At 72.9% G+C, this 19,589-nt stretch carries 20 protein-coding genes and 1 other RNA gene; 14 read left to right on the top strand and 7 right to left on the bottom strand.

Annotated elements, in window-relative coordinates:
* Together J2S58_RS04320 and J2S58_RS04315 are read right to left on the bottom strand one after the other, a co-directional pair.
* Positions 1–948 (bottom strand): SURF1 family cytochrome oxidase biogenesis protein, encoded by a 948-nt coding sequence (locus J2S58_RS04320; protein ID WP_205256135.1) that lies wholly within the window; start codon positions 946–948, stop codon positions 1–3.
* Positions 945–1,457, bottom strand: a complete 513-nt coding sequence (locus J2S58_RS04315) for a low molecular weight protein-tyrosine-phosphatase (protein WP_205256136.1) — start codon at positions 1,455–1,457, stop codon at positions 945–947. Before J2S58_RS04315 ends, J2S58_RS04320 begins: the two co-directional genes overlap by 4 nt.
* Positions 1,458–1,585: 128 nt before the next feature.
* Here J2S58_RS04315 and J2S58_RS04310 point away from each other — a divergent pair, with 128 nt between their 5' ends.
* The 5 genes from J2S58_RS04310 to J2S58_RS04290 all read left to right on the top strand — a co-directional run bounded on the left by J2S58_RS04310 (position 1,586) and on the right by J2S58_RS04290 (position 6,144).
* On the top strand, positions 1,586–2,419 hold the full coding sequence (locus J2S58_RS04310; RefSeq protein ID WP_205256410.1) for a Nif3-like dinuclear metal center hexameric protein: 834 nt from the start codon (positions 1,586–1,588) through the stop codon (positions 2,417–2,419).
* Between the two features lie 81 nt (positions 2,420–2,500).
* Positions 2,501–3,229, top strand: a complete 729-nt coding sequence (locus tag J2S58_RS04305) for a zinc ribbon domain-containing protein (RefSeq protein ID WP_205256137.1) — start codon at positions 2,501–2,503, stop codon at positions 3,227–3,229.
* Positions 3,226–4,416 carry a bifunctional RNase H/acid phosphatase gene (locus J2S58_RS04300; RefSeq protein WP_205256138.1) on the top strand — a complete coding sequence of 397 codons (1,191 nt, stop codon included), beginning with the start codon at positions 3,226–3,228 and terminating at the stop codon, positions 4,414–4,416. The genes J2S58_RS04305 and J2S58_RS04300 overlap by 4 nt, the downstream gene beginning before the upstream one ends.
* Before the next feature lie 98 nt (positions 4,417–4,514).
* Positions 4,515–5,654 (top strand): serine hydrolase, encoded by a 1,140-nt coding sequence (locus J2S58_RS04295; RefSeq protein WP_205256139.1) that lies wholly within the window; start codon positions 4,515–4,517, stop codon positions 5,652–5,654.
* Between the two features lie 31 nt (positions 5,655–5,685).
* Positions 5,686–6,144 carry an ArsR/SmtB family transcription factor gene (locus J2S58_RS04290; RefSeq protein ID WP_205256140.1) on the top strand — a complete coding sequence of 153 codons (459 nt, stop codon included), beginning with the start codon at positions 5,686–5,688 and terminating at the stop codon, positions 6,142–6,144.
* A gap of 29 nt (positions 6,145–6,173) precedes the next feature.
* On the opposite strand, the gene J2S58_RS04285 is transcribed toward J2S58_RS04290, so the two are convergent.
* The gene (locus J2S58_RS04285) at positions 6,174–7,463 is read right to left on the bottom strand and encodes an ArsB/NhaD family transporter (protein WP_306826358.1); all 1,290 of its coding nucleotides are present in this window, start codon (positions 7,461–7,463) and stop codon (positions 6,174–6,176) included.
* Between the two features lie 62 nt (positions 7,464–7,525).
* Here J2S58_RS04285 and rnpB point away from each other — a divergent pair.
* The 3 genes from rnpB (at position 7,526) to J2S58_RS04270 (ending at position 9,080) form a co-directional block, all read left to right on the top strand.
* Positions 7,526–7,945, top strand: an RNA gene (rnpB, locus tag J2S58_RS04280) — RNase P RNA component class A.
* Between the two features lie 92 nt (positions 7,946–8,037).
* Positions 8,038–8,355: an ArsR/SmtB family transcription factor gene (locus J2S58_RS04275; RefSeq protein ID WP_205256141.1), complete on the top strand. Its 318-nt coding sequence runs from the start codon at positions 8,038–8,040 to the stop codon at positions 8,353–8,355.
* Positions 8,355–9,080 (top strand): cation transporter, encoded by a 726-nt coding sequence (locus tag J2S58_RS04270; protein WP_205256142.1) that lies wholly within the window; start codon positions 8,355–8,357, stop codon positions 9,078–9,080. The genes J2S58_RS04275 and J2S58_RS04270 overlap by 1 nt, the downstream gene beginning before the upstream one ends.
* A 163-nt stretch (positions 9,081–9,243) precedes the next feature.
* Here the strand turns inward: J2S58_RS04270 and J2S58_RS04265 are convergent, their stop codons facing one another.
* The 3 genes from J2S58_RS04265 to J2S58_RS04255 all read right to left on the bottom strand — a co-directional run bounded on the left by J2S58_RS04265 (position 9,244) and on the right by J2S58_RS04255 (position 11,827).
* Positions 9,244–9,891, bottom strand: a complete 648-nt coding sequence (locus tag J2S58_RS04265) for a hypothetical protein (RefSeq protein ID WP_205256143.1) — start codon at positions 9,889–9,891, stop codon at positions 9,244–9,246.
* Between the two features lie 365 nt (positions 9,892–10,256).
* Positions 10,257–10,586 (bottom strand): cold shock domain-containing protein, encoded by a 330-nt coding sequence (locus J2S58_RS19175; protein ID WP_205256144.1) that lies wholly within the window; start codon positions 10,584–10,586, stop codon positions 10,257–10,259.
* A 26-nt stretch (positions 10,587–10,612) separates the two neighbouring features.
* On the bottom strand, positions 10,613–11,827 hold the full coding sequence (locus tag J2S58_RS04255; protein ID WP_205256145.1) for a pyridoxal phosphate-dependent aminotransferase: 1,215 nt from the start codon (positions 11,825–11,827) through the stop codon (positions 10,613–10,615).
* A 111-nt stretch (positions 11,828–11,938) separates the two neighbouring features.
* Between J2S58_RS04255 and J2S58_RS04250 the strand changes: the two genes are divergently transcribed.
* The 6 genes from J2S58_RS04250 (at position 11,939) to J2S58_RS04225 (ending at position 18,284) form a co-directional block, all read left to right on the top strand.
* Positions 11,939–12,763 (top strand): SGNH/GDSL hydrolase family protein, encoded by an 825-nt coding sequence (locus J2S58_RS04250; RefSeq protein ID WP_205256146.1) that lies wholly within the window; start codon positions 11,939–11,941, stop codon positions 12,761–12,763.
* A gap of 150 nt (positions 12,764–12,913) precedes the next feature.
* Positions 12,914–13,294, top strand: coding sequence for a YbjQ family protein (locus J2S58_RS04245; protein ID WP_205256147.1), 381 nt, complete (start codon positions 12,914–12,916; stop codon positions 13,292–13,294).
* A 469-nt stretch (positions 13,295–13,763) separates the two neighbouring features.
* Positions 13,764–15,200, top strand: a complete 1,437-nt coding sequence (locus J2S58_RS04240) for an RNB domain-containing ribonuclease (RefSeq protein ID WP_306826357.1) — start codon at positions 13,764–13,766, stop codon at positions 15,198–15,200.
* An 88-nt stretch (positions 15,201–15,288) separates the two neighbouring features.
* Entirely contained in the window at positions 15,289–15,486 is a 198-nt protein-coding gene (locus tag J2S58_RS04235) for a hypothetical protein (protein ID WP_205256148.1), read from the top strand.
* An 89-nt stretch (positions 15,487–15,575) separates the two neighbouring features.
* On the top strand, positions 15,576–16,517 hold the full coding sequence (locus J2S58_RS04230; RefSeq protein WP_205256149.1) for a DMT family transporter: 942 nt from the start codon (positions 15,576–15,578) through the stop codon (positions 16,515–16,517).
* A 69-nt stretch (positions 16,518–16,586) separates the two neighbouring features.
* Positions 16,587–18,284: an alpha/beta hydrolase gene (locus J2S58_RS04225; RefSeq protein ID WP_205256150.1), complete on the top strand. Its 1,698-nt coding sequence runs from the start codon at positions 16,587–16,589 to the stop codon at positions 18,282–18,284.
* Positions 18,285–18,306: 22 nt separating this feature from the next.
* Here J2S58_RS04225 and J2S58_RS04220 read toward each other — a convergent pair whose 3' ends face one another.
* Positions 18,307–19,554 (bottom strand): ATP-grasp domain-containing protein, encoded by a 1,248-nt coding sequence (locus tag J2S58_RS04220; protein WP_205256151.1) that lies wholly within the window; start codon positions 19,552–19,554, stop codon positions 18,307–18,309.
* Positions 19,555–19,589 lie beyond the last annotated feature (35 nt).

Genomic DNA, 19,589 nt, shown 5'->3' with positions numbered 1-19,589 from the left:
TCAGTCGTCGTACAGCTGGGAGCGGTCGAAGCGGCGGGACCGTCGTCCACCGGTCGCGGCCGGTTCCCGCTCGTCGGCCCCGTCGGTACGGGCCCCGTCGGTCCTGGTGAGGGTGGGCTCCGGCTCGTCGCCGGAGTCGTCGTCCCGGTCGTCGTGCGCGTCCCGGGGGTCGAACGCCTCCCGATAGACGAAGAAGCCCATGCCCAGGAAGGCGATGACCCCGAACGCGATCCACTGGAACGCGTACGACAGGAACGGGCCCGAGTCGATCTGCGGGACGCCGACCGGGACCAGCACGCCCGGTGCCCCCTCGACGAGCTGGACGTAACCACCGAGCACCGGGCCGGAGACGCCCGTCGCCGCGGTGAGCTGGGGACCGTTGATCGCCCAGGCCTGCAGCACCCCGTCCTGGACGCTGGGCATCCGGTTCCGGGGGTCGGTCTGGTCGAGCTGGACCCGCCCGGTGACGGTGACCCGCCCGGCCGGCACCGGCGCGGCACTGCCGGCCGTCTCGAACGGGATGTACCCCCGGTCGACCATGAGCAGCGTGCCGTCGTCCAGTTGCAGCGGCACGATCACCTCGGAGACCGGCTGGCCGTTGGCGTCCTGCCGCAACCGGACGTAGACCGTCGCATCCGACAGATAGGTGCCGGTGGCCGTGACCGGATGCCACACCGCTTCCGGGGCGGGCTGCCCGGCCGTGGACATCAGCTCGGCGACCGGGACGGCGGGCGCCGCGGCCGCCGCGGTGATGGAGGCGTTCTGCGCGTCCCGCTCGGTGTGCCGGTCCCACTGCCAGGGGGCGAGGACGGCGAAGCAGGCCAGCGCGAAGAGCAGTGCGCCGGCCACCGCGGCGATCCACCCGGGGGTGGCCAGGAAGGCCCAGCGCCGGCGAGGCGGTGGTGCGTCGGCGGCGGTCGTCTCCCGCAGGTCGGGTCGGCTCGTCACAGGCTGCGCCGGATCTCGTCGAGCACACCGGGGACGGCGGCGCGGGTCATCGTCATGACGTCCTCGAAACCGGAGTCCGGCCCGTAGTAGGGGTCCGGCACCTCGTCGTCGTCGGCCGCCGGGTCGAAGGAGCGGAGCAGGCGGACCTTGTCCGGCTCGTCGGTCATCCGACGCAGCTCCCGCAGATGCCCGCGATCCGCCGCCAGCACCAGATCGGCGGTGGCCATCTCCGCGACGGTGATCTGCCGGGCGCTGTGGTCGGTGGGATAGCCGTGTGCCCGCAGGACCCGGACGGCCCGGGCGTTCGCGCCCTGCCCGACGTGCCAGTCGCCGGTGCCCCCGCTGGTCACCCGGACCCGGTCGGCCAGACCCGCCTCGTCGACCGCGGCGCGCAGCACGTGCTCGGCGATGGGGGAGCGGCAGATGTTCCCCGAACAGATCACCGTGACGTGGAAGCGGGGGTCGGCACCACCGGGCGAGGGCCGGTGGGCGGGGCGGTCGGCAGGCACCCGTCCATTGTCCCCCGTCCGGCGCGGGCGCGAGCGCCCCCGGGTGCGCTGCGGCGCCCGGTAGGGTCGGCGCCCGACACGCCCGGGCCGGTCCGGGCGTCCGGGCAGGGCGGGGGCGCGCGGTGGGTGTGCGACTGGGGGAGCTGCTCGTCGGTCTGGACCGGGCCTACCCGCCGGAGCGCGCCGAGTCCTGGGACACCGGCATCGGGTTGACCTGCGGTGATCCGGAGTCCGTCGTCGACTCCGTGCTGCTGGCCGTGGACGCGAACGCCGCCACCGTCGCCGAGGCCGTCGATTTGGGCGTCGATCTGCTGCTCACCCACCACCCGCTGCTGTTCCGCCCGGTGCAGTCGGTCGCCGCGGACCGGCCCAAGGGCGCCCTGATCCACCGGTTGATCACCGCGGGGGTGGCGCACGTCGCCGCCCACACCAACGCCGATGTCGCCGTCGACGGGGTGAACGACGCCCTGGCCCGGGCGCTGGAACTCACCGAGCTGCGGCCGCTGCGGCCCACCGACACCCCGGGGGTGGGTCTGGGCCGGGTGGGTGTGCTCGGCGAACCGCTGCGGCTGGCCGCCTTCGCCGAGTTGGTCGCGGCCCGGCTGCCGGCCACGGTCGGCGGTGTGCGCGCCGCGGGCGACCCCGACCGCACGGTGCGCACGGTGGCCGTGTGCGGGGGCGCCGGGGACTCCGAGCTGGGTCGGGCGAGCGACGTCGGCGCCGACGTCGTCGTCACGTCCGACCTGCGCCATCACGCCGTCGACGAGCACCTGGCCACGCCGGGTGCCGCCGCCGTCGTCGAGGTCGCCCACTGGGCCGGGGAATGGCCCTGGCTGGCGCACGCGGCCCGGCTGATCCAGGCCATCGGGGCCGGTACGGTCGTCACGACGGTCTCCACCCGGCGGACCGACCCGTGGACGGTGCACGCGGCCTCCCGGTCGCTGCCCCCGCCCGGGCCGTGAGCGCCGTCCGCTCTCGACCCGCACCCGCCCCACCGCTCGACCGCACCAACTCCACAGCTCCATGACGGAAGGACGTGCCCCGTGGCAGTCAAGGCCGACCCGTTCCTGCAGCGGAAGCTGATCGATCTCGCCGCCCTGGACAAGGCGCTGGCCGGCGCGATGCACCGCCGCCGCACGCTTCCCGAGCTGGCCGTCATCGCCGAGCTGTCGACGCGGGTCGCCACCCTCCGCGACACCGTGGTGGTCTCGCAGACCGAGGTGGGCGACCTGGACCGGGCCGCCCGCAAGGCCGAGCAGGAGATCGACCAGGTGCGCACCCGCTCCCGCCGGGACGCCGAGCGGTTGGCCTCCGGGGCCGGGAACGCCCGCGACATGGAGAACCTGCAGCACGAGATCCAGTCCCTGGCCCGCCGCCAGGGGGTGCTCGAGGACGACGCCCTGGAGTTGATGGAACGCCGGGAGACCGCCGAGTCGGCGCTGACCGCGGCGACCACGCAGCTGGCCACCGCGCAGCAGGAGCTGACCGCGGCGCAGACCCGCCGCGACGACGCGTTCGCCGACGTCGACGACCAGTCCGGACGGCTGCGCGGTGAGCGCACCGCGCTGGTCGCGGCACTGCCGGGCGATCTGGTCGCCCTGTACGAGCGGATCCACGCCTCCGGGAAGGTCGCCGCGGCCATGCTGAACGGCGCCCGCTGCGAGGCCTGCCGGATCGATCTGGACCGGGTGGCCCTGTCGAAGATCCACACCACCGGGGTGGACACCGTCGTGCGGTGCGACGAATGCGGCGCCATCCTGATCCGCGCGTGAACGGGGACCCTGTGCAGTCCGAGGGCACCACCGCCGGGGTCGGCACCGTCACCATGTATGCCGACGGCGGTTCCCGGGGCAACCCGGGGCCGGCCGGGTACGGCTCGGTGGTCTTCGACCGGGACGGGGCGGTGCTCGCCGAGCGGGCCGCCTCCGTGGGGCGGGCCACCAACAACGTCGCCGAGTACTCGGGGCTGATCGCCGGGTTGGAGGCCGCCCGCGACCTGGGGGCCCGCCGCGTCGACGTCCGGATGGACTCCAAGCTCGTGGTCGAGCAGATGTCCGGCCGCTGGCAGGTCAAACATCCGGACATGAAACCGTTGGCGCGCAAGGCGTCCGGTCTCGTCGCCGGATTCGACACGGTGACCTTCACCTGGGTCCCCCGCGCCCAGAATTCGCACGCCGACCGGCTGGCCAACGAGGCCATGGACGCCACCCGCGACGGCGGCACGTGGACCGAACCCGGACGCGCTCCGGCTCCCGCCCCGCTGGTCGAGGACGGACTGTTCGGGCCGGACGGGACCGTGGGCGAGGACGGGCCGGACCCGGCCGCGGCCCTGCCCGACCCGCACCCGTCCGGCGCCACCCAGGTCATCGTGGTGCGCCACGGGGAAACCGTGTGGGGGGCCCAGGGCCGGTTCGTCGGTCGCAAGGAGGTGCCGCTCAGCGCGCGGGGCGAGGCCCAGGCCGCCGCCCTCGCGCAGCGGTTGCGCAAGCACGCGCCGGCCGTCGTGCTGAGTTCGCCTCTGGGTCGCTGCCGGGCCACCGCGGAGGCCATCGCCACCGCCACCGGCGCACCGATGCTCGTCGAGGACGCCCTGCTGGACGGCAAGCTCGGTGACTGGTCGGGCCGGCGGCCGGGCGAGATCGCCGAGGGCTGGCCCGCGGAGTTCGCCGTGTGGCGGTCGGACCCGGACGCCGCCCCGCCGGGTGGGGAGTCCTTCCAGGAGATCCGGGACCGGGTGTCCCCGCTGCTGGGCAGCCTGGCCGAGCAGTACCGCGGCCACACCGTCGTGCTGGTGACCCACGCCGCGACGAGCAAGATGCTGCTCACCGCGGCGATGGACGCGCCCACCCGGCTGGCCTACCGCTTCCGGATCGACACCGCGTCGATGTCCGGCATCACCGTCGAGGACGACGGGGACGTGGTGGTCTGGGCGGTCAACGAGACCGGGCACCTGAGCTGACCCGGGACCGGTTCGCCGCCCTGGCATGACCGGTGGGGCCGCCCCTGGGCCCCTCTGTATTCTCTGGTTCTACGGAATTCCAGAGGAACGGAGACGAGATGCGCCGCCCGACCGCTGCCCTGCCCCTCGGCCTGCTGCTCGCGGCCTGTGCCGCCACGCCGTCCGCCGCTCCCGCGTCGAGCAGTGCGACGCCATCGCCGAGCACCGCTGCATCCGCCAGCGCCGCTGCATCCACCACCGCCGCCGCCGTGGGGACGTCAGCGTCCGACCCGGAGGCTGCCTGTGCCGCACCGGCCGCGCCCGATCCGTCGACCCCGGCGGGGTTCCTGGGCTGGATGGCGGCGCACCCGGACCAGGTCTCGCTGGTGCTCGGGACCGACGCCCATCTGCCCGACACCGATCGGCCGCTGGCCTCGGCCCGCAAGGTGGTTCACCTCGCCGCCTGGGCGGCCGCGGTGCGGGACGGCGTGCTGGTCGCCGACCGGACCGTCCCGGTGGCGGATTGGGAGCGCTGGTACCTCCCCGGCACCGACGGCGGTGCGCATGTCGCGGCGCTGACCCGGCTGGGCATCGCCCACGACGGGGTCCGGGCCACCGACCCGACCGCCGCCGTGCCGTTGTCCGACGTGGTCTCGGCGATGATCCGGGAGAGCGACAACGCCGCCCCGGACCTGCTGCGCGATCTACTCGGCCCGGAGGCGCTGGCCGCGACCGCCGCGGAGCTGGGGTGGGCCGGCGCCCCGACGGCGAGCTTCCTGGGCGACTTCCTGACCCTGCTCGAACCGACCGTGGGCGATCCGGAGGCCGCCGCCCGGCGGTACGTCGACGATCCGGCCGAGGCCGCCCGGGTGCAGTCCCTGCCGCTCCCGGCCCCGGCCGTCCAGGCCGAGTGGGCGGCGGGATCGACCTCGGGTTCTGCCGCCGGGCTCGCCGCGATGCACGCCGCGATCAGCGCCGGTGGCCTGCCGGAGGCCCGTGCCCAGCTGGAGTGGCAGCCGGCCCCCGCGGGCCATGCCGGTCTGGGGTTCAAGGGCGGATCGCTGCCTGGGGTGCTGGCCGAGGCCGTCGCGTTGCGCCCCGAAACCGGTGCAGACACCGTCGGGGTGCTGCTCGTCCAGGGGTTGAGCCCGGACGAGTGGTCCGCCGCCCTGGCGGCCGGGCTCACCCACCAGCAGGTAATGCTCGCGGCGATGACCGACCCCGCCGCCGCGCGACAGCTGGACTGTGCGCTGGCCTGAGGGTGCGGTGACCGGGTGCGACGATGGGTCGGTGAGTGAGCCCATCGACATGCTGGAGCGGCTGGACCGGCTGGAGCAGCGGGTGGCCGCCCTGGAGGGGCCGGCGCGGCCGACCGGTGAGGCGGGCACCGTCGCCTACTCCGGTCAGGTCCGGCTGCACGGCGAGGTCGGCTGGCAGATCGAGTTCGACGCGGCCGCCGTCCTGGACCTCCCGTCCGCCGCGGTCGTCCGGGTGCTCGCCGCCCTGGGGCACACCGTTCGGCTCCAGCTGGTGCACCGGCTGCTCCGGGGCCCGGCCACCGTCGCCGAACTCACCGAGGCGGTGGGCGGGTCGTCGGCCGGCCAGGTCTACCACCACCTGGCCACGCTGACGGCGGCCGGTGTGGTGGAGGCCGGAGGCGGTGGGCGCCATCGGGTTCCGGCCACCGGCGTCGTGCCCGTCCTCGTGGCGCTACTCGCCGCCGGGGACCTCGGCGGCGCGCTGCGCTGACCGCCGTGCTGCCGCCCCGAGCGGGCACCTCAGAACAGCTGCAGCGCACCCCAGAGGGCGACCGTGGCGCCGACCACGCAGACCGGCACGGTCAGCAGACCCAGCAGCGTGAAGGTGCGGATCGACGAGTCGAGCTGGTGCCCGCGCAGGATCCTGCGCCAGAGCAAGGTGGCCAGCGACCCGGTGTACGTCAGGTTGGGGCCGATGTTGACCCCGATCAGCACGGCCAGCACGGCGCCCGTCGCCGGCTGGGAACCCAGCGCGGCCAGCAGGACGAGGGTGGCGGGCAGGTTGTTCACCACGTTGGACAGCACGGTGGCGATGCCGGCCAGGGCCAGCAGCGCAGCCAGGGACTCGCCGGAGGGCAGCAGACCGGCGAGCGCGTCCTGCAGGCCGTGGCCGGTGGCCGCGTCCACCACGACACCGAGTCCGGCGACGAACAGCAGGAACACCGGGCTGGTCGCCCGCACCACCTCGGGCACGGTCACCTGCCGACGGGCGAGGCCGCGCACGGCCAGCACCACCGCCCCGATGCCGGCGACCACGGCCGGTTCGACGTCGAACGCCGGACCGACGGCGAAGCCGGCGAGCAGCAGGCCGAGCAGGATCAGGGTGACCTTCGGGGCGGTCAGCGGCGCTTCCTCGACACTCGCCCCGTCGACACCACCGGCGGGGACGGCAGAGGGGGCGCCCAGCTCGGCCCGGAACCACCACCGGATGACGACGTACTCGACCACCAGGCAGATCACCCACGGGCCGACCATCAACCCGGTGAAGCCGAGGAAGGACAGCCCGGCCGCCTGGTAGGCCAGCAGGTTGGTCAGGTTGGACACCGGGAACAGCAACGACGCCGAGTTGGCCAGATGCGCCGTGGCGTAGACGTGGGCGTTCGGCGCCACCCGCAGGCGGCGGACCGCGCGGACGATGACCGGCGTCAGCAGGACGACGGTGGTGTCCAGGCTGAGCACGGCCGTCACCACCGCCGCCGCCACCACGACCAACCCGAACAGTCGGACGCCGTCGCCGCGACTCCGCCGGGCGAGCTGTTGCCCGAGCCACCGGAAGACCCCGTCGGTGTCGGCCAGGTGGGCGACCACGAGCACCGCGGCCAGGAACCCGATGGTCGGACCGAGCCGGGCCAGGGTCTCGCCGGCGACGTGCCACGGCACCAGGCCGATGAGGACGGCGAGCAGGGCGGCGGGGACGGCGACGACCGCCTCGGGCAGTCCCCGGGGCCGGACCACCGCGAAGACCAGCACCGCCGCCAGCAGGGCCACACCGAGGACGGTGGCGAGTCCGTCGGGCCAGGAGATGGTCACTGCACCGAGCCGGATCGCGATGTCACGAGCGGGGAGCGTACGGCAGTAGAATCCTCGCCGGACGAGTCGGTCGGGCGACCGCGTCGGCAGGATCCGGGGTGACCGGGGTGCTGCCGCCGAGGAAAGTCCGGGCTCCACAGGGCAGGGTGGTTGTCAACGGCAACCCAGCGCGAGCTGCGGGACAGTGCCACAGAGAACAGACCGCCTGGCGGCCTCCGGGCCGCCCGGTAAGGGTGAAACGGTGGTGTAAGAGACCACCAGCGTCCCGGGTGACCGGGACGGCTCGGTAAACCCCACCTGGAGCAAGGTCGAGAGCGCCGCCCCTCGGGGCGGTGTGCGCAGACGTTCGAGGGCTGCCCGCCCGAGTCTGCGGGTGGACCGCTGGAGCGTGTCGGCAACGGCACGCCGAGATGGATGGTCGCCGAACGGGATCGCCGCAAGGCGCCCGGGAACAGGACCCGGCTTACAGACCGACTCGTCCATCAAACGACCGCGCGGGCGCACGGGGCGTCCCGCAGGTCCAGCACTTGCTGAATACACCGGAGTCTGTACTGTCTCGTCCGTGGAGACACTCATGCATGCGTCAGTGCTGGCCCGGTTCGGGCATGCCCTGTCCGACCCCACCCGGGCCCGGGTGCTGCTGGCCCTGCGGGACGCCCCGGGGTATCCGGCCGATCTGGCCGAGCTGCTGGGGGTGTCCCGGCAGTCACTGTCCAACCACCTCGCCTGCCTGCGCGGGTGCGGATTGGTCGTCACTGTTCCGGAGGGCCGGCGCAGCCGCTACGAGCTGACCGACCCGAAGTTGGCGCACGCGCTCACCGATCTGCTGGGCGTGGTCCTCACCGTCGACCCGGACCACTGCGCCTCGGCCGCCGAGAACGGTTGCTGCTGATGGCCCCGCCGCCCGCCACCCTGCCCCCGCTCGCCGGACCGGGCGCCGCCCGGCGGGCGGTGCTGTCCCGCCGCGTCCGGCTGTTCGTGGCCGCCACCATCACCTACAACATCGTCGAGGCCGTGATCGCCCTCGGCGCCGGGTCCGCGGCGTCGTCGTCCGCGTTGATCGGATTCGGACTCGACTCGATCATCGAGGTGACCTCGGCGGCCGCGGTGGCCTGGCAGTTCGCCGGCCCGGACCCGCGGGTCCGGGAGCGCACCGCGTTGCGGGTCATCGCCTGGTCGTTCTTCGCCCTCGCCGCCTACGTCGCGGTGGACGCCGTCAGCGCCCTGGTCGGTGACTCGGAGTCGCGGCACTCCACCGTCGGTCTGGTGCTCGCCGCGGTCAGCCTCGCGGTGATGCCGTTCCTGTCGTACGGACAGCGGCGCGCCGGGCGCGAGCTGGATTCCCGTTCCGCGGTCGCGGACTCCCGGCAGACGTTGCTGTGCACGTACCTCTCGGCGGTGCTGCTCGTCGGCCTGGCCCTGAACTCGCTGTTCGGCTGGTCCTGGGCCGACCCGATCGCCGCGCTGGTCATCGCCGCGGTGGCGGTGAAGGAGGGCCGGGACGCCTGGCGGGGCGACGCCTGCTGCGCGCCGGTCGTCCCCGGCCATCCCGCCGGGGCTGACGGTCCCGACGTAGAACCGACCGGCGGGTGTGGCGGCGACTGCGCCTGCTGCTGACCGGCGGGTGGGACGCCGAAGGCGCCGCCGACAACAGCTCTCGGCGACGCCCGCGTACCCGATGCGCCCTGGACGGGCACCGGTCAGAGCAGCTTGCCCGGACTCCGTTTCTCGGGGTGATCGGGCGGGCAGGGTGGTCGGCGCGAGGGCCGGACCGCGAGGGTCAGACCACGAGGCCGGTGCGGTCGACACGGCGGTGGTAGGCCATGCCGGCCTTGCCGCCGAGCAGGGCTGCGCCCAGGCTGACGATGACCAGTGCGGCGATGGCGATGATGCCGGCGGTGGTGACGTCGCCCTCGTCCAGGGGGATGCGGGGCAGGTTCAGGTTGGACAGCACGTCGAACTTGCTGCCGAAGATCAGCACCAGCACGGCGATGACGACGGCGAAGAAGATGCTCCACAGCCAGACCGCGAGGCCCTGCTTGGTGCCGTTGAAGCGGGCCATGCGCCCGGCGACGTAGCCGCCGGAGAAGTAGGCCAGGGCGATGATGACCAGCAGGGCGATGGCCCCGATGAGGCCGATGGTGCGCGCCGTGCCGGTGGCGGCGGCCGCCTGGTCGGTGATCTCCGCGGCGGTGGTGTTGTTGGACAGGCCCAGGGCCACACCGGTTCCGGTGAGCAGCGAGGTCAGCAGGGCGGCGATGCCGATGGCCGCCATGAACCCGAAGAAGGCGGACCCGATCTTCATACCGCCGTACTTCTCGGTCTCCCGAGCGTGGACCGTCTCCCGGTCGACACCGAGGTCGGCTGCGGCGTGCTGGAACGGGCGGGCCCCGTCGGTGGTCGTGCGGTCGTCGTCGATGCTGGACATGGCAACTCCTGGAGTGGTGACGGTGCGACGGGACGGGACGTCCCGGAACGGGTGTGGAGGGTGACCGGACGGACCGGGGCCGGACGCCGGTGGGCGCAGTGGGCAGCGGTGCCCGGCGTTTCGGATGCAGTGATGCGGGAAGCGGGTTCCCGCCGGCTCGGCAGACCGGCGAGGGTCGTGCAGACCGGCGAGCCGTGTCTTCGACCCGATCGAGTGCGCCTTACGGGGTAAAGACAACCACGTTCACCGTGTTTTTACAAGCTAAGGGATCCTGAAAGACCCGACATGTGACAGGGCGCGGTCGTGCAGATCGGCCCGGCGGACCCGACCCGGCGGGGGTGCGGCGGTGCCGACGCCCCCCGGGGTCACTCCGCGGGCCGCTGACCCCGCCGCGGGGTCAACGGTGTGTCCGGAGTGCCGTTCGGGACGGCGATCACCCGTTGCCCGTCACGGCGCAGGGTGGGTGCCGGTCCAGGGCCCGGTCGGCGCACCCGGGTCGCCACGAAGAGGAAGCTGTCCTGCCGGGCCGGGTGGTGGTCGAACTCCACACGGTCACCGGCGTGCAGCTCCCGGTACCCCCGGGCCTGGATCTCCGAGAAGTGGACGAAGGCATCGCAGCCGGGCGGGAGCTCGGGCGAACTGATCGCCCCCCAGCCCTTCTCGGTCTTGAGGAATTTCACCGTCCCGCGTGCCATCGGACCAGCCTGCCCGACGGCGCCGCTCAGCGCAGAGTGGCCAGATGGTCGGCGATGCGGCCGATGGCCTCGGTGAGGGTGTCGACGTCGGGCAGGGTGACCAGGCGGAAGTGGTCCGGGGCGAACCAGTTGAACCCGGTGCCGTGGGTGACCAGGATCTTCTGCGCGCGCAGCAGCCCGATGACGAAGGCCTCGTCGTCGTCGATGCGGTAGACCTCCGGGTCCAGCCGGGGGAAGCAGTACAGCGCCCCGCGCGGCTCCACGCAGCTGACCCCGGGGATCTCGTTGAGCAGACGGGCCGCCAGCTTGCTCTGCTCGTAGAACCGGCCGCCCGGACGGATGTACTCCTGGATCGACTGGTATCCGCCGAGGGCGGTCTGGATCGCATGCTGGCCCGGCACGTTCGCGCACATGCGCATGTTCGCCAGCAGGGTCAGGCCCTCCAGGAAGTCCGCGGCCAGATGTTTCGGCCCGGAGACCATCACCCAACCCGCCCGGTAACCGCACACCCGGTAGGCTTTGGACAGCCCGCTGAACGTCAGGCACAGCACGTCCCGGCCGGCGAACGCGGCGGTGTGGTGGTGGACGGCGTCGTCGAACAGGATCTTCTCGTAGATCTCGTCGCTGAACACCACGAGGTCGTGCCGCCGCGCGATGTCCACCAGCGCCCGCACTGTCGCCTCGGAGTAGACCGCGCCGGTCGGGTTGTTCGGGTTGATGATGACCAGGCCCTGGGTGTTGGGCGTGATCTTCGCCTCGATGTCGGCGAGATCGGGCTCCCAGCCGGAGGTCTCGTCGCAGCGGTAGTGCACGGGGGTGCCGCCGGACAGCGACACCGCACCCGTCCACAACGGGTAGTCCGGGGCCGGGACGAGCAACTCGTTGCCGTCGTCCAGGAACGCCTGCAGAACCATCGTGATCAACTCGGACACGCCGTTGCCGATGTAGACGTCGTCGATCGAGGTGTCCTGCAGTCCGCGGGCCTGGTAGTACTGCGCGACCGCGGTGCGGGCGGAGTAGATGCCGCGCGAGTCGGAGTAACCCTGTGCCTCGGGCAGGCTGTGCACCATGTCGGCCACGATCGACGGGGGAGCCTCGAAGCCGAACGGGGCGGGATTGCCGATGTTCAGCTTGAGGATGCGGTGGCCCTCGGCCTCGAGTCGCTGCGCCTCGACCAGGATCGGACCCCGGACGTCGTACCGGACGTTCTGCAGCTTGCGGCTCTGGATGATCTGACGCATCAGCGCAGGATGTCAGACCGACCGTGAGGGACCGGTGCGGACCTGGTCGGTCGCCGCCCGGCGCCCTGCGTCACTCACAGGACCCAGACCATGCGTCGGCATACTGACGCCATGTCGCCGTTCCGCTTCCGGGTCACACTGGTGGCGGTCGCCGTGGCCGTCACCACCGTGCTGATGATCGACACCTGGTACGTGGTGCTCGCGCCGAAGGCCCGGATCCGTTCCGAGGCGGCGGCTGCCGTGCTGGCCTCGCGACTGTCCTCCGCCGCGGAGATGTCCTCCGCGGCGGCCGAGGTGTCCGCCGACGATCCGACGGCCGCCGTCCCCGTGGTGGCTCCTGCGGGGCTGGTCCTGCCGTCCGACCCGGCCGTTCTGGTGCTGGGCGATTCGTGGGCGGCCGGCTGGGGTTCCGACGACGGTCGCGGTGGGTACATCCAGGAGGCGTTCGACGAGTTGGGCTGGACGCGGACCGTCATCGACGCCGTCGGCGGTATCGGGTACCTGAACCCCGGGGACGACGCGGGGGACTACCAGGACCAGTTCGACGAGCTGGGGGATCTGTCCGTCGGCGATCCCGACCTGATCATCGTGCAGGGCAGCACCAACGACGCGTCGGTGGAGTACGCGGGTCTGCCCGACGCCGCCGACACCCTCTTCGACAGCCTGCAGGCCCGGTGGCCGAACGCCCAGCTGCTCATGCTGGCCGGCGCCCCCGAGGAGATGCCGATCGACCCGGCCGTGCTGGACGTCAACGCGCTGCTCGGTACGATCGCGGCCGCGCGGGGCCTGCCGATCATCGACCCGATCCAGGAGGACTGGATCACCCCGGACAACATCGACGACTACGTCGACATCACCGGGCATCCGAACGACGACGGCCACGCGTACCTGGCGGGTCTGCTGGCGGCGGACCTGCGCGCGCTGACCGGCGGCTGACGGCCAACGCCGACCCCACGGGTCGGCCGACATGCTGATCACGGTGCCTGCGCCCACACTGCTCGCGTCCCCCCGGGACCGGGGCGGCGCCGGAACCCGACCAGCGTGCGCACCCGCGGAACGCCATCGCAGACGAGAGGAACCACACCCATGCTCGCCGTCACCACCAACGACATCCCCGGTTGGCAGATCCAGCGCACCTGCGGGGAGGTCTTCGGGCTGACCGTCCGATCGCGCAACGCCTTCTCGCAGATGGGCGCCGGCTTCAAGTCGATGTTCGGCGGCGAGCTGCAGGGCATGACCAAGCAGCTGGCGGAGAGCCGCAACGAGGTGATGAACCGGATGTTCGAGGCGTGTCGCGCCCGCGGCGGGAACGCGATCATCGGCATGCGGTTCGACACCTCGGAGATGGGCGACACCTGGACCGAGCTGTGCGCCTACGGCACCGCCGTCGTCGCCGTGCCGATGGACGACGGCGCCCGGCAGACCGCCACCGAACTCGGGTACGGCCAGGGTCAGCAGCAGCGCTGATCCGTCCGACCCGCGCCGCTCAGCCCCCCGACCAGGGGGGCCAGTCGGGTCGTTCCCGGCAGGGCGGCCACACCCAGCAGGCATCGCACTCCCGGCACCGCCAGGTGCGGTGCGACTGACCCGCGCACAGGCACGGGTGGTTGCCGACGAGCAGGCGGGTCGGCCCGAGCGGATGCCCGACCGGGCACAGGGTCGGCGCCCGCTCCACGAGGGCACCGTCCTCGCGGCGTCGGTGGTGGGGTTGCTCGCCCGCCCGCCGTACTCCGGCCGACCGCCGGGACGGAACGGCACGGGACTGCAGACCGAGCAGTCGGCCGAGGACGAACAGGATCAGGCGCACCCCCTTATTCGAACACATGTTCGAGCGCACGGGGGGCGGTTCGTCGGGGGTTCACCCACCGGTGGCAGGCTGGGCCCGACCGCCCGCCCCGGCTCCGGGGCGGGCACCGGCTCGTCGAGGAGGTCACCGGTGGTCGTCCCCCGGGTCAGTGCGCCATCGGTCGGCCCCGTCGCCGACCTGGACTTCGCCGCCGTCCGTGCCGATCTCGGCATCGAGGAGGACTACCCCGGGGGAGCGGTCGAGGAGGCCCGGACGGCGGCCGAGCGGCTGCCCGCGGTGCTCGCGACCCTGCCCGACGAGACCGCCGTCCCCTTCGTCACCGTCGACCCACCCGGGTCGCGCGACCTGGACCAGGCGGTCCACCTGTCCCGCCGGGACGGCGGCTACCGGGTCCGCTATGCCATCGCCGATGTCGCGTCCTTCGTGGAGCCCGGCGGGGTGCTGGACATCGAGACCTGGCGGCGCGGCGCCACCCAGTACAGCCCCGACCGGTCGGTGCCGCTGCACCCGACGGAGTTGTCGGAAGGAGCGGCCAGTCTGCTGCCCGGGGTCGTCCGGGCCGCGGTGCTGTGGACCATCGACCTGGACGCGGCCGGCGAGCCGGTGGCCGTCGACGTGCACCGGGCCGCGGTGCGGTCGGTGGCCCGACTGGACTACGCGGGCGTGCAGGCCGATCTCGACGCCGGACGGGCCCACCCGGGGATCGAGCTGCTGCCCGAGATCGGCGCGCTGCGGACGGCCATCGGCCGGGCCCGGCACGCCATCACCCTGGACCTGCCGGACATCGAGGTCGAACGCGGCGGGGACGGCCACTGGACCCTGGTCCGCCGCGCCGTGCTGCCCGTCGAACAGGCCAACGCCGAGATCAGCCTGCTCACCGGGACGTGCGCCGCGGTGATCATGCTGCGCGGACTGATCGGCATCCTGCGCACCCTGCCGGTGCCCGGGCCGGAACAGGTGCAGACCCTGCGCCGGGCCACGGCGGCGCTGGGTATCCGGTGGCCCGCGGAGGAGTCCGCGGACTCGGTGATCGCCCGGATGGACGGCACCCGCCCGATGGACGCCGCCTTCCTGGAGGACGCCGTGCGGCTGCTGCGCGGGGCCGGCTACACCCCGTTCGACGGCGTCGTCCCCGAGCACACCGGGCACGGCGGGGTCGGTGCCGCCTACGCCCACGTGACCGCCCCGCTGCGCCGGTTGGTCGACCGGTACGGCTCGGAGGTGTGCCTGGCGCTGACCGCCGGGACACCCGTACCCGACTGGGTGCGCCGGGCGCTGCCCGATCTGCCCGCCGCCATGTCCGCCGCCGATCGACGCTCGTCGGCGCTGGCGAAGGCGGTGCAGGGGGCGGTGTCCACCGCGTTGCTGGGCGGGCGGGAGGGTGAGGTCTTCCCGGCCACCGTGCTGCAGATCGACGCCGAGCGGGACCGCGCCGTGGTCGTCCTGCACGACCCGCCGGTGCGGGCCAACTGCTCCCCGCGCGGGCTCACCGAGGGGACCGTGGTCGACGTCCGCCTGGTCTCCGCCGACCCGGCGACCCACCGGTTCGTCGTCGAACCCGTCTGAGCCGGTCGGCCCCCGGCCAGGCGGGGAGTCGCGCCCGGCGGGACCCACCTCACGCGCTCGTCCGGCTGCGGTGGCAGCATGCTCACCCATGGGAGACGAGATCGGACAGAGCAACGGCTGGTACTTCAACATCGTGACCAAGCAGGTGGAGAAGGAGGGGCAGAGCAAGGCCAAGGACCTGCTCGGCCCCTACCCGACCCCCGAGGCGGCCGCGAACGCGTTGCAGAGCGTGCACGACCGGGAGCAGCGGCTCGATTCGCAGGATCGGGAATGGCGGGACGGCTGACGACGCTGACCGCCGTGGAACGCCCGCCACGGGCGTGAACACGATCGGTGCGTCCGACCCCCGCGGGCCGGCCCACCCGGGAGGCACGGATGGGCGTCCTGCGCTCGAGCACGAGCGGGCCCACCCGGGCGCCGCGTGACCTGACCTGGTTGATCGCGGTGGCCGCGGCGCTGTGGGGGACCGACGCGCTGCTGCGGTTGCCGCTGGCCGAGACGGTCGCCGCCCCGACCATCGTCTTCGCCGAGCACCTCGTGCTCACCCTGGTGCTCGCCCCCCTGCTGCCGCGGTCGCTGCGCGCCTTCCGGCGTCTGGACGCCGGGGGTCGTTGGGCGGTCGTCGGCATCGGGGTGGGAGCCTCGGCGATCGCCACCACGCTCTTCACGCTGTCGTTCACGGTCGGCGACCCCATCACCCCTGCCGTGGTGCAGAAGCTGCAGCCGGTGGTGGCCCTGGTGGGGGCCGCCTGGCTGCTCGGTGAGCGGTTGTCCCGGCGGTTCTGGTGGTTCGCGCTGCCCGCTCTGGCCGGGGTGTGGCTGCTGGCCTTCCCGGATCCGTTCCACGTCGCGGTCGATCATCTCGTCGCGGTGCTGCTCGCCCTCGGCGCGGCCGTGCTCTGGGCCGGGGGGACCGTCCTGGGGCGGTTGGTCGCCACCCGGCTCGAGCCGCTGGAACTGACCACGCTGCGCTTCTCGTTCGGGCTGCCCGCGATGTTCGTGGTCGTGCTGGCCACCGGCTCCCCGCTGTGGGTACCGGACGTCCCGAGCTCGCTGGCCGTTCTCGGTATCGCGCTCGTCCCCGGGCTCGGCGCGATGGCCCTCTACTACGTCGGCCTGCGGCGGACCCCGGCCTCGCGCGCGACCCTGGCCGAGCTGGCCTACCCGCTGACCGCCGCCCTGATCGGGGTGTTCGTGCTGTCCCGACCCCTGGAGCCGGTGCAGTGGGTCGGTGCCGTCCTGGTGGTCGCGTCCGTGACGGCGTTGTCCTGGCACGAGAACCGCGCCCGGGATCGGGCCCTGGTCACCGTCGCCTGAACCGCAGGGCGGGCTCGGCGGCCGGGGACAACTCACCCCGACCACGAGTCGGGCAGGCACAATCGGGCGGTGATCTTCCGCCGCACCGGGCGTCGTGCCCCGACCGTCCACCGCATCCGCCGCCGTCCGGTCGCCCTCGGCGTGCTGGTGGCCCTCACGCTGACCGGGTGCTCCACGACGGTCGCGGGCAATGCCCAGCGGGCCGCCGACACGGGCGCGGCGACCGGCGGCGGGATCACCGCCCCGTCCACCACCGAGGACCCGGGCCCACCCGCGCCCGTCCCGGCCGGTCTGGAGAGCTACTACGGGCAGACACTCGACTGGGGCTCGTGCACCGACTTCGCGCAGACGGCCGAACAGCGTCAGTACTACGCGAGTCGGGTCCTGGAGTGCGCGCAGCTCCGGGTGCCGCTGACCTACGAGCCGCCCGCGTCCTCCGGCGATCCGGACGTGCTGCTCGCGGTCATTCGCAAGCCGGCCACCGATCAGTCCACCCGCATCGGGTCCGCGGTGTTCAACCCCGGTGGACCGGGCGGCTCCGGGGTGGACATCGTGGCCCAGTTCGGCGCGTTCGGCGTCGGTGGCGATCTCAACCGTCGGTTCGACCTCGTCGGGTTCGACCCGCGCGGCGTCGGGGCCTCGCTCCCGGTGGTCACCTGTCAGACCGGGGCCGAGCGGGACGCCGACCGGGCCGCCTCCGTCCGGCTGGCCACCGATGCCGACGTGCAGGCCGCGGACGCCCGCGCCGAGGCCTTCGCCCAGGCGTGCACGGCGCGGACGGGGGAGGCGCAGGGCATCGACGGAGCGACCTTCCTGGGCACGCTGGGCACCCGGGACGTGGTCCGCGACATGGACGTGCTGCGCGCCGCGCTGGGCGACAACAAGCTCACCTACGTCGGCTTCTCCTACGGCACGCTGCTCGGCACCATCTACGCCGAGCAGTTCGGCGGGAACGTCCGGGCCATGGTGCTCGACGGCGCGGTCGACCCGGTGCAGGATCCGGCGGAGTCCAACCTGGACCAGGCGAAGGGTTTCCAGTCCGCGTTCGACTCCTTCGCCGCCTCCTGCGCACAGCAGCCGGGATGCGTGCTGGGCACCGACCCGGCCCAGGCGTCTGCGGTGTTCCAGTCCCTGACCAGGCCCCTGCTCGACACTCCGCTGCCGCTCGCCGACGGGCGCGTGCTGACGTACTCCGACGCCCTCACCGGCACCATCCAGGCGATGTACTCCGAGACGTTCTGGACGCCGCTCTCCGAGGCGCTGCTCAGCCTGTCCCAGGGCAAGGGCGACCAGCTGATGGCGCTGGCCGACGCGTACCTGCAGCGCGACGCCCAGGGCGGGTACTCCTCGCTGCAGGACGCGTTCACCGCGATCGGCTGCATGGACAACCCCCGGGAGGACGACCCGCAGGAGCAGCTGGCCCTGATCGCCGAGTCGAACGCCGCCGCGCCGTTCGCCGACTCCGGGGAGCCGCCGCTGGTCACCCGGGGGCCGTGCGACTTCTGGCCGGCGGACCCGACCCTCGTCCCGCACGTGCCCGAGGTCCCCGGGCTGGCGCCGGTGCTGGTCATCTCGACGACCGGCGACCCGGCCACGCCGTACCAGGCCGGCGTCGACCTGGCCGAGCAGCTCGGTGGGCGGCTGCTCACCGTGGAGGGGACGCGGCACACCGCCTACCTCAGCGCGGGCATCACCTGCGTGGACGACGCGGCCACGCAGTACCTGACCGATCTGACCCTGCCGGCCGACGGGACGACCTGCTCCTGACCTGGCGCCGGTGGGGGCGGGCTCAGTGCTGGTCGTCCACCCACATGCCGAGCAGGCCGCGGAAGTGCGCCAGGAAGCGCTCGTGCTCCGCCGGCGGGTAAGTGGCGCGGACGGTCTCGACCAGCAGGGCGTCGAAGTCCGACGAGGCGATCCAGTCCCGGACGATCTCCGTTAGCGACGCCAACGACGTCGCGCAGAACTCCTGGTACTCCGCGGTCTGGAAGTACTCGTCCGACATCGCCGCGTACCGGCCGAGCTTCTCGGCCCAGCTCAGGTCCGGGTCGTCGGCGACGTCGAACCAGTCCCGCGTGGTGGTGTCCACCCGCTGCCGCCGGCCGGACACCGCACAGAACACCGACCAGGACACCAGCTGGGTGATCGCCCACGGGAAGTAGTAGTGCAGCGAGGTGATCGAGACGTCCGGGCAGGCGTTGGCGTAGTCGATGGGCTGCACCCGCGTCCCGGTGACCAGGGCCTCGCAGGAATTGAACTCCCACCGGAAGAACGCATTGATGGTGCGGGACAGGGTGAGGATCTCCATGCCCGCCTCGGGCGGCAGGAAATGGTGGGCCACCTCGTACCGGTCGTGCATGGGCAGCTCCGGGCGGAACCGCATGATCTTGGTCTCCGGGCCGATGGTCAGCGACCGGGCGAACGAGTCGAACTCGGACACCGCCCCCTGCAGGTGCATGAGCATCTGCCCCGACTCGTCGTACGCCCGATGCAACTCGGCGGGCCCGTCGATGCGCGAGACCCCGCGCCAGGCACCACCGTCGAACGGCTTCATGTACATCGGGAACCCGACGCGTGCCGCCACCTCGTCCAGATCGAAGGGCAGGTTGTAGGTCTCCGCGGTGTACGCCCACTTCTCGTGATCCACCGGGTTCTTGAACGGCACCAGCACCGTGTCCGGGATGTCGAAACCCAGCCGGATCATCGCGCAGTACGCGGAGTGCTTCTCCATCGCCTGGAAGGTGAACGGGTTGTTCAGCAGGTAGGTGTCGTTCACCAGGGCGGCCTTCTTCAGCCATTCCCGTGGATGGAAGTACCACCAGGCCAAGCGGTCGATCACCACGTCGTACCGCACCGGCGACCGCAGGTCGAACGGCTCGATGGTGATGCGCTCGGTGTCGATGTGGTGCTCCCGGCCGGCGTGCGGGATCGCCCCGACCCTGCGGACCAGGGTCTCGAAGGCCCGCGGCCAGTCGTTCTCGGTGCCGAGCAGCAGCCCGATGAGATGGGTCGTGGAGTCACGCCGCGAGGTGCTCATGGCAGTGATCTTGGCCAATGGGGGCGGGCCGTGCA

This window comes from Nakamurella flavida, assembly GCF_030811475.1.
GTDB classification, from domain to species: Bacteria; Actinomycetota; Actinomycetes; order Mycobacteriales; family Nakamurellaceae; genus Nakamurella; species Nakamurella flavida.
This window is presented reverse-complemented; position numbering and strand designations above follow the sequence as displayed.

What these genes read in the sequence shown, in the direction of transcription:
- J2S58_RS04295 (WP_205256139.1), top strand. Translation starts at nt 4,515, where the DNA reads ATGCGCCGCCCGACCGCTGCCCTGCCCCTCGGCCTGCTGCTCGCGGCC.
- J2S58_RS04275 (WP_205256141.1), top strand. Translation starts at nt 8,038, where the DNA reads ATGCATGCGTCAGTGCTGGCCCGGTTCGGGCATGCCCTGTCCGACCCC.
- J2S58_RS04270 (WP_205256142.1), top strand. Translation starts at nt 8,355, where the DNA reads ATGGCCCCGCCGCCCGCCACCCTGCCCCCGCTCGCCGGACCGGGCGCC.
- J2S58_RS04265 (WP_205256143.1), bottom strand. Translation starts at nt 9,891, where the DNA reads ATGTCCAGCATCGACGACGACCGCACGACCACCGACGGGGCCCGCCCG.
- J2S58_RS19175 (WP_205256144.1), bottom strand. Translation starts at nt 10,586, where the DNA reads ATGGCACGCGGGACGGTGAAATTCCTCAAGACCGAGAAGGGCTGGGGG.
- J2S58_RS04255 (WP_205256145.1), bottom strand. Translation starts at nt 11,827, where the DNA reads ATGCGTCAGATCATCCAGAGCCGCAAGCTGCAGAACGTCCGGTACGAC.
- J2S58_RS04250 (WP_205256146.1), top strand. Translation starts at nt 11,939, where the DNA reads ATGTCGCCGTTCCGCTTCCGGGTCACACTGGTGGCGGTCGCCGTGGCC.
- J2S58_RS04245 (WP_205256147.1), top strand. Translation starts at nt 12,914, where the DNA reads ATGCTCGCCGTCACCACCAACGACATCCCCGGTTGGCAGATCCAGCGC.
- J2S58_RS04235 (WP_205256148.1), top strand. Translation starts at nt 15,289, where the DNA reads ATGGGAGACGAGATCGGACAGAGCAACGGCTGGTACTTCAACATCGTG.
- J2S58_RS04230 (WP_205256149.1), top strand. Translation starts at nt 15,576, where the DNA reads ATGGGCGTCCTGCGCTCGAGCACGAGCGGGCCCACCCGGGCGCCGCGT.
- J2S58_RS04220 (WP_205256151.1), bottom strand. Translation starts at nt 19,554, where the DNA reads ATGAGCACCTCGCGGCGTGACTCCACGACCCATCTCATCGGGCTGCTG.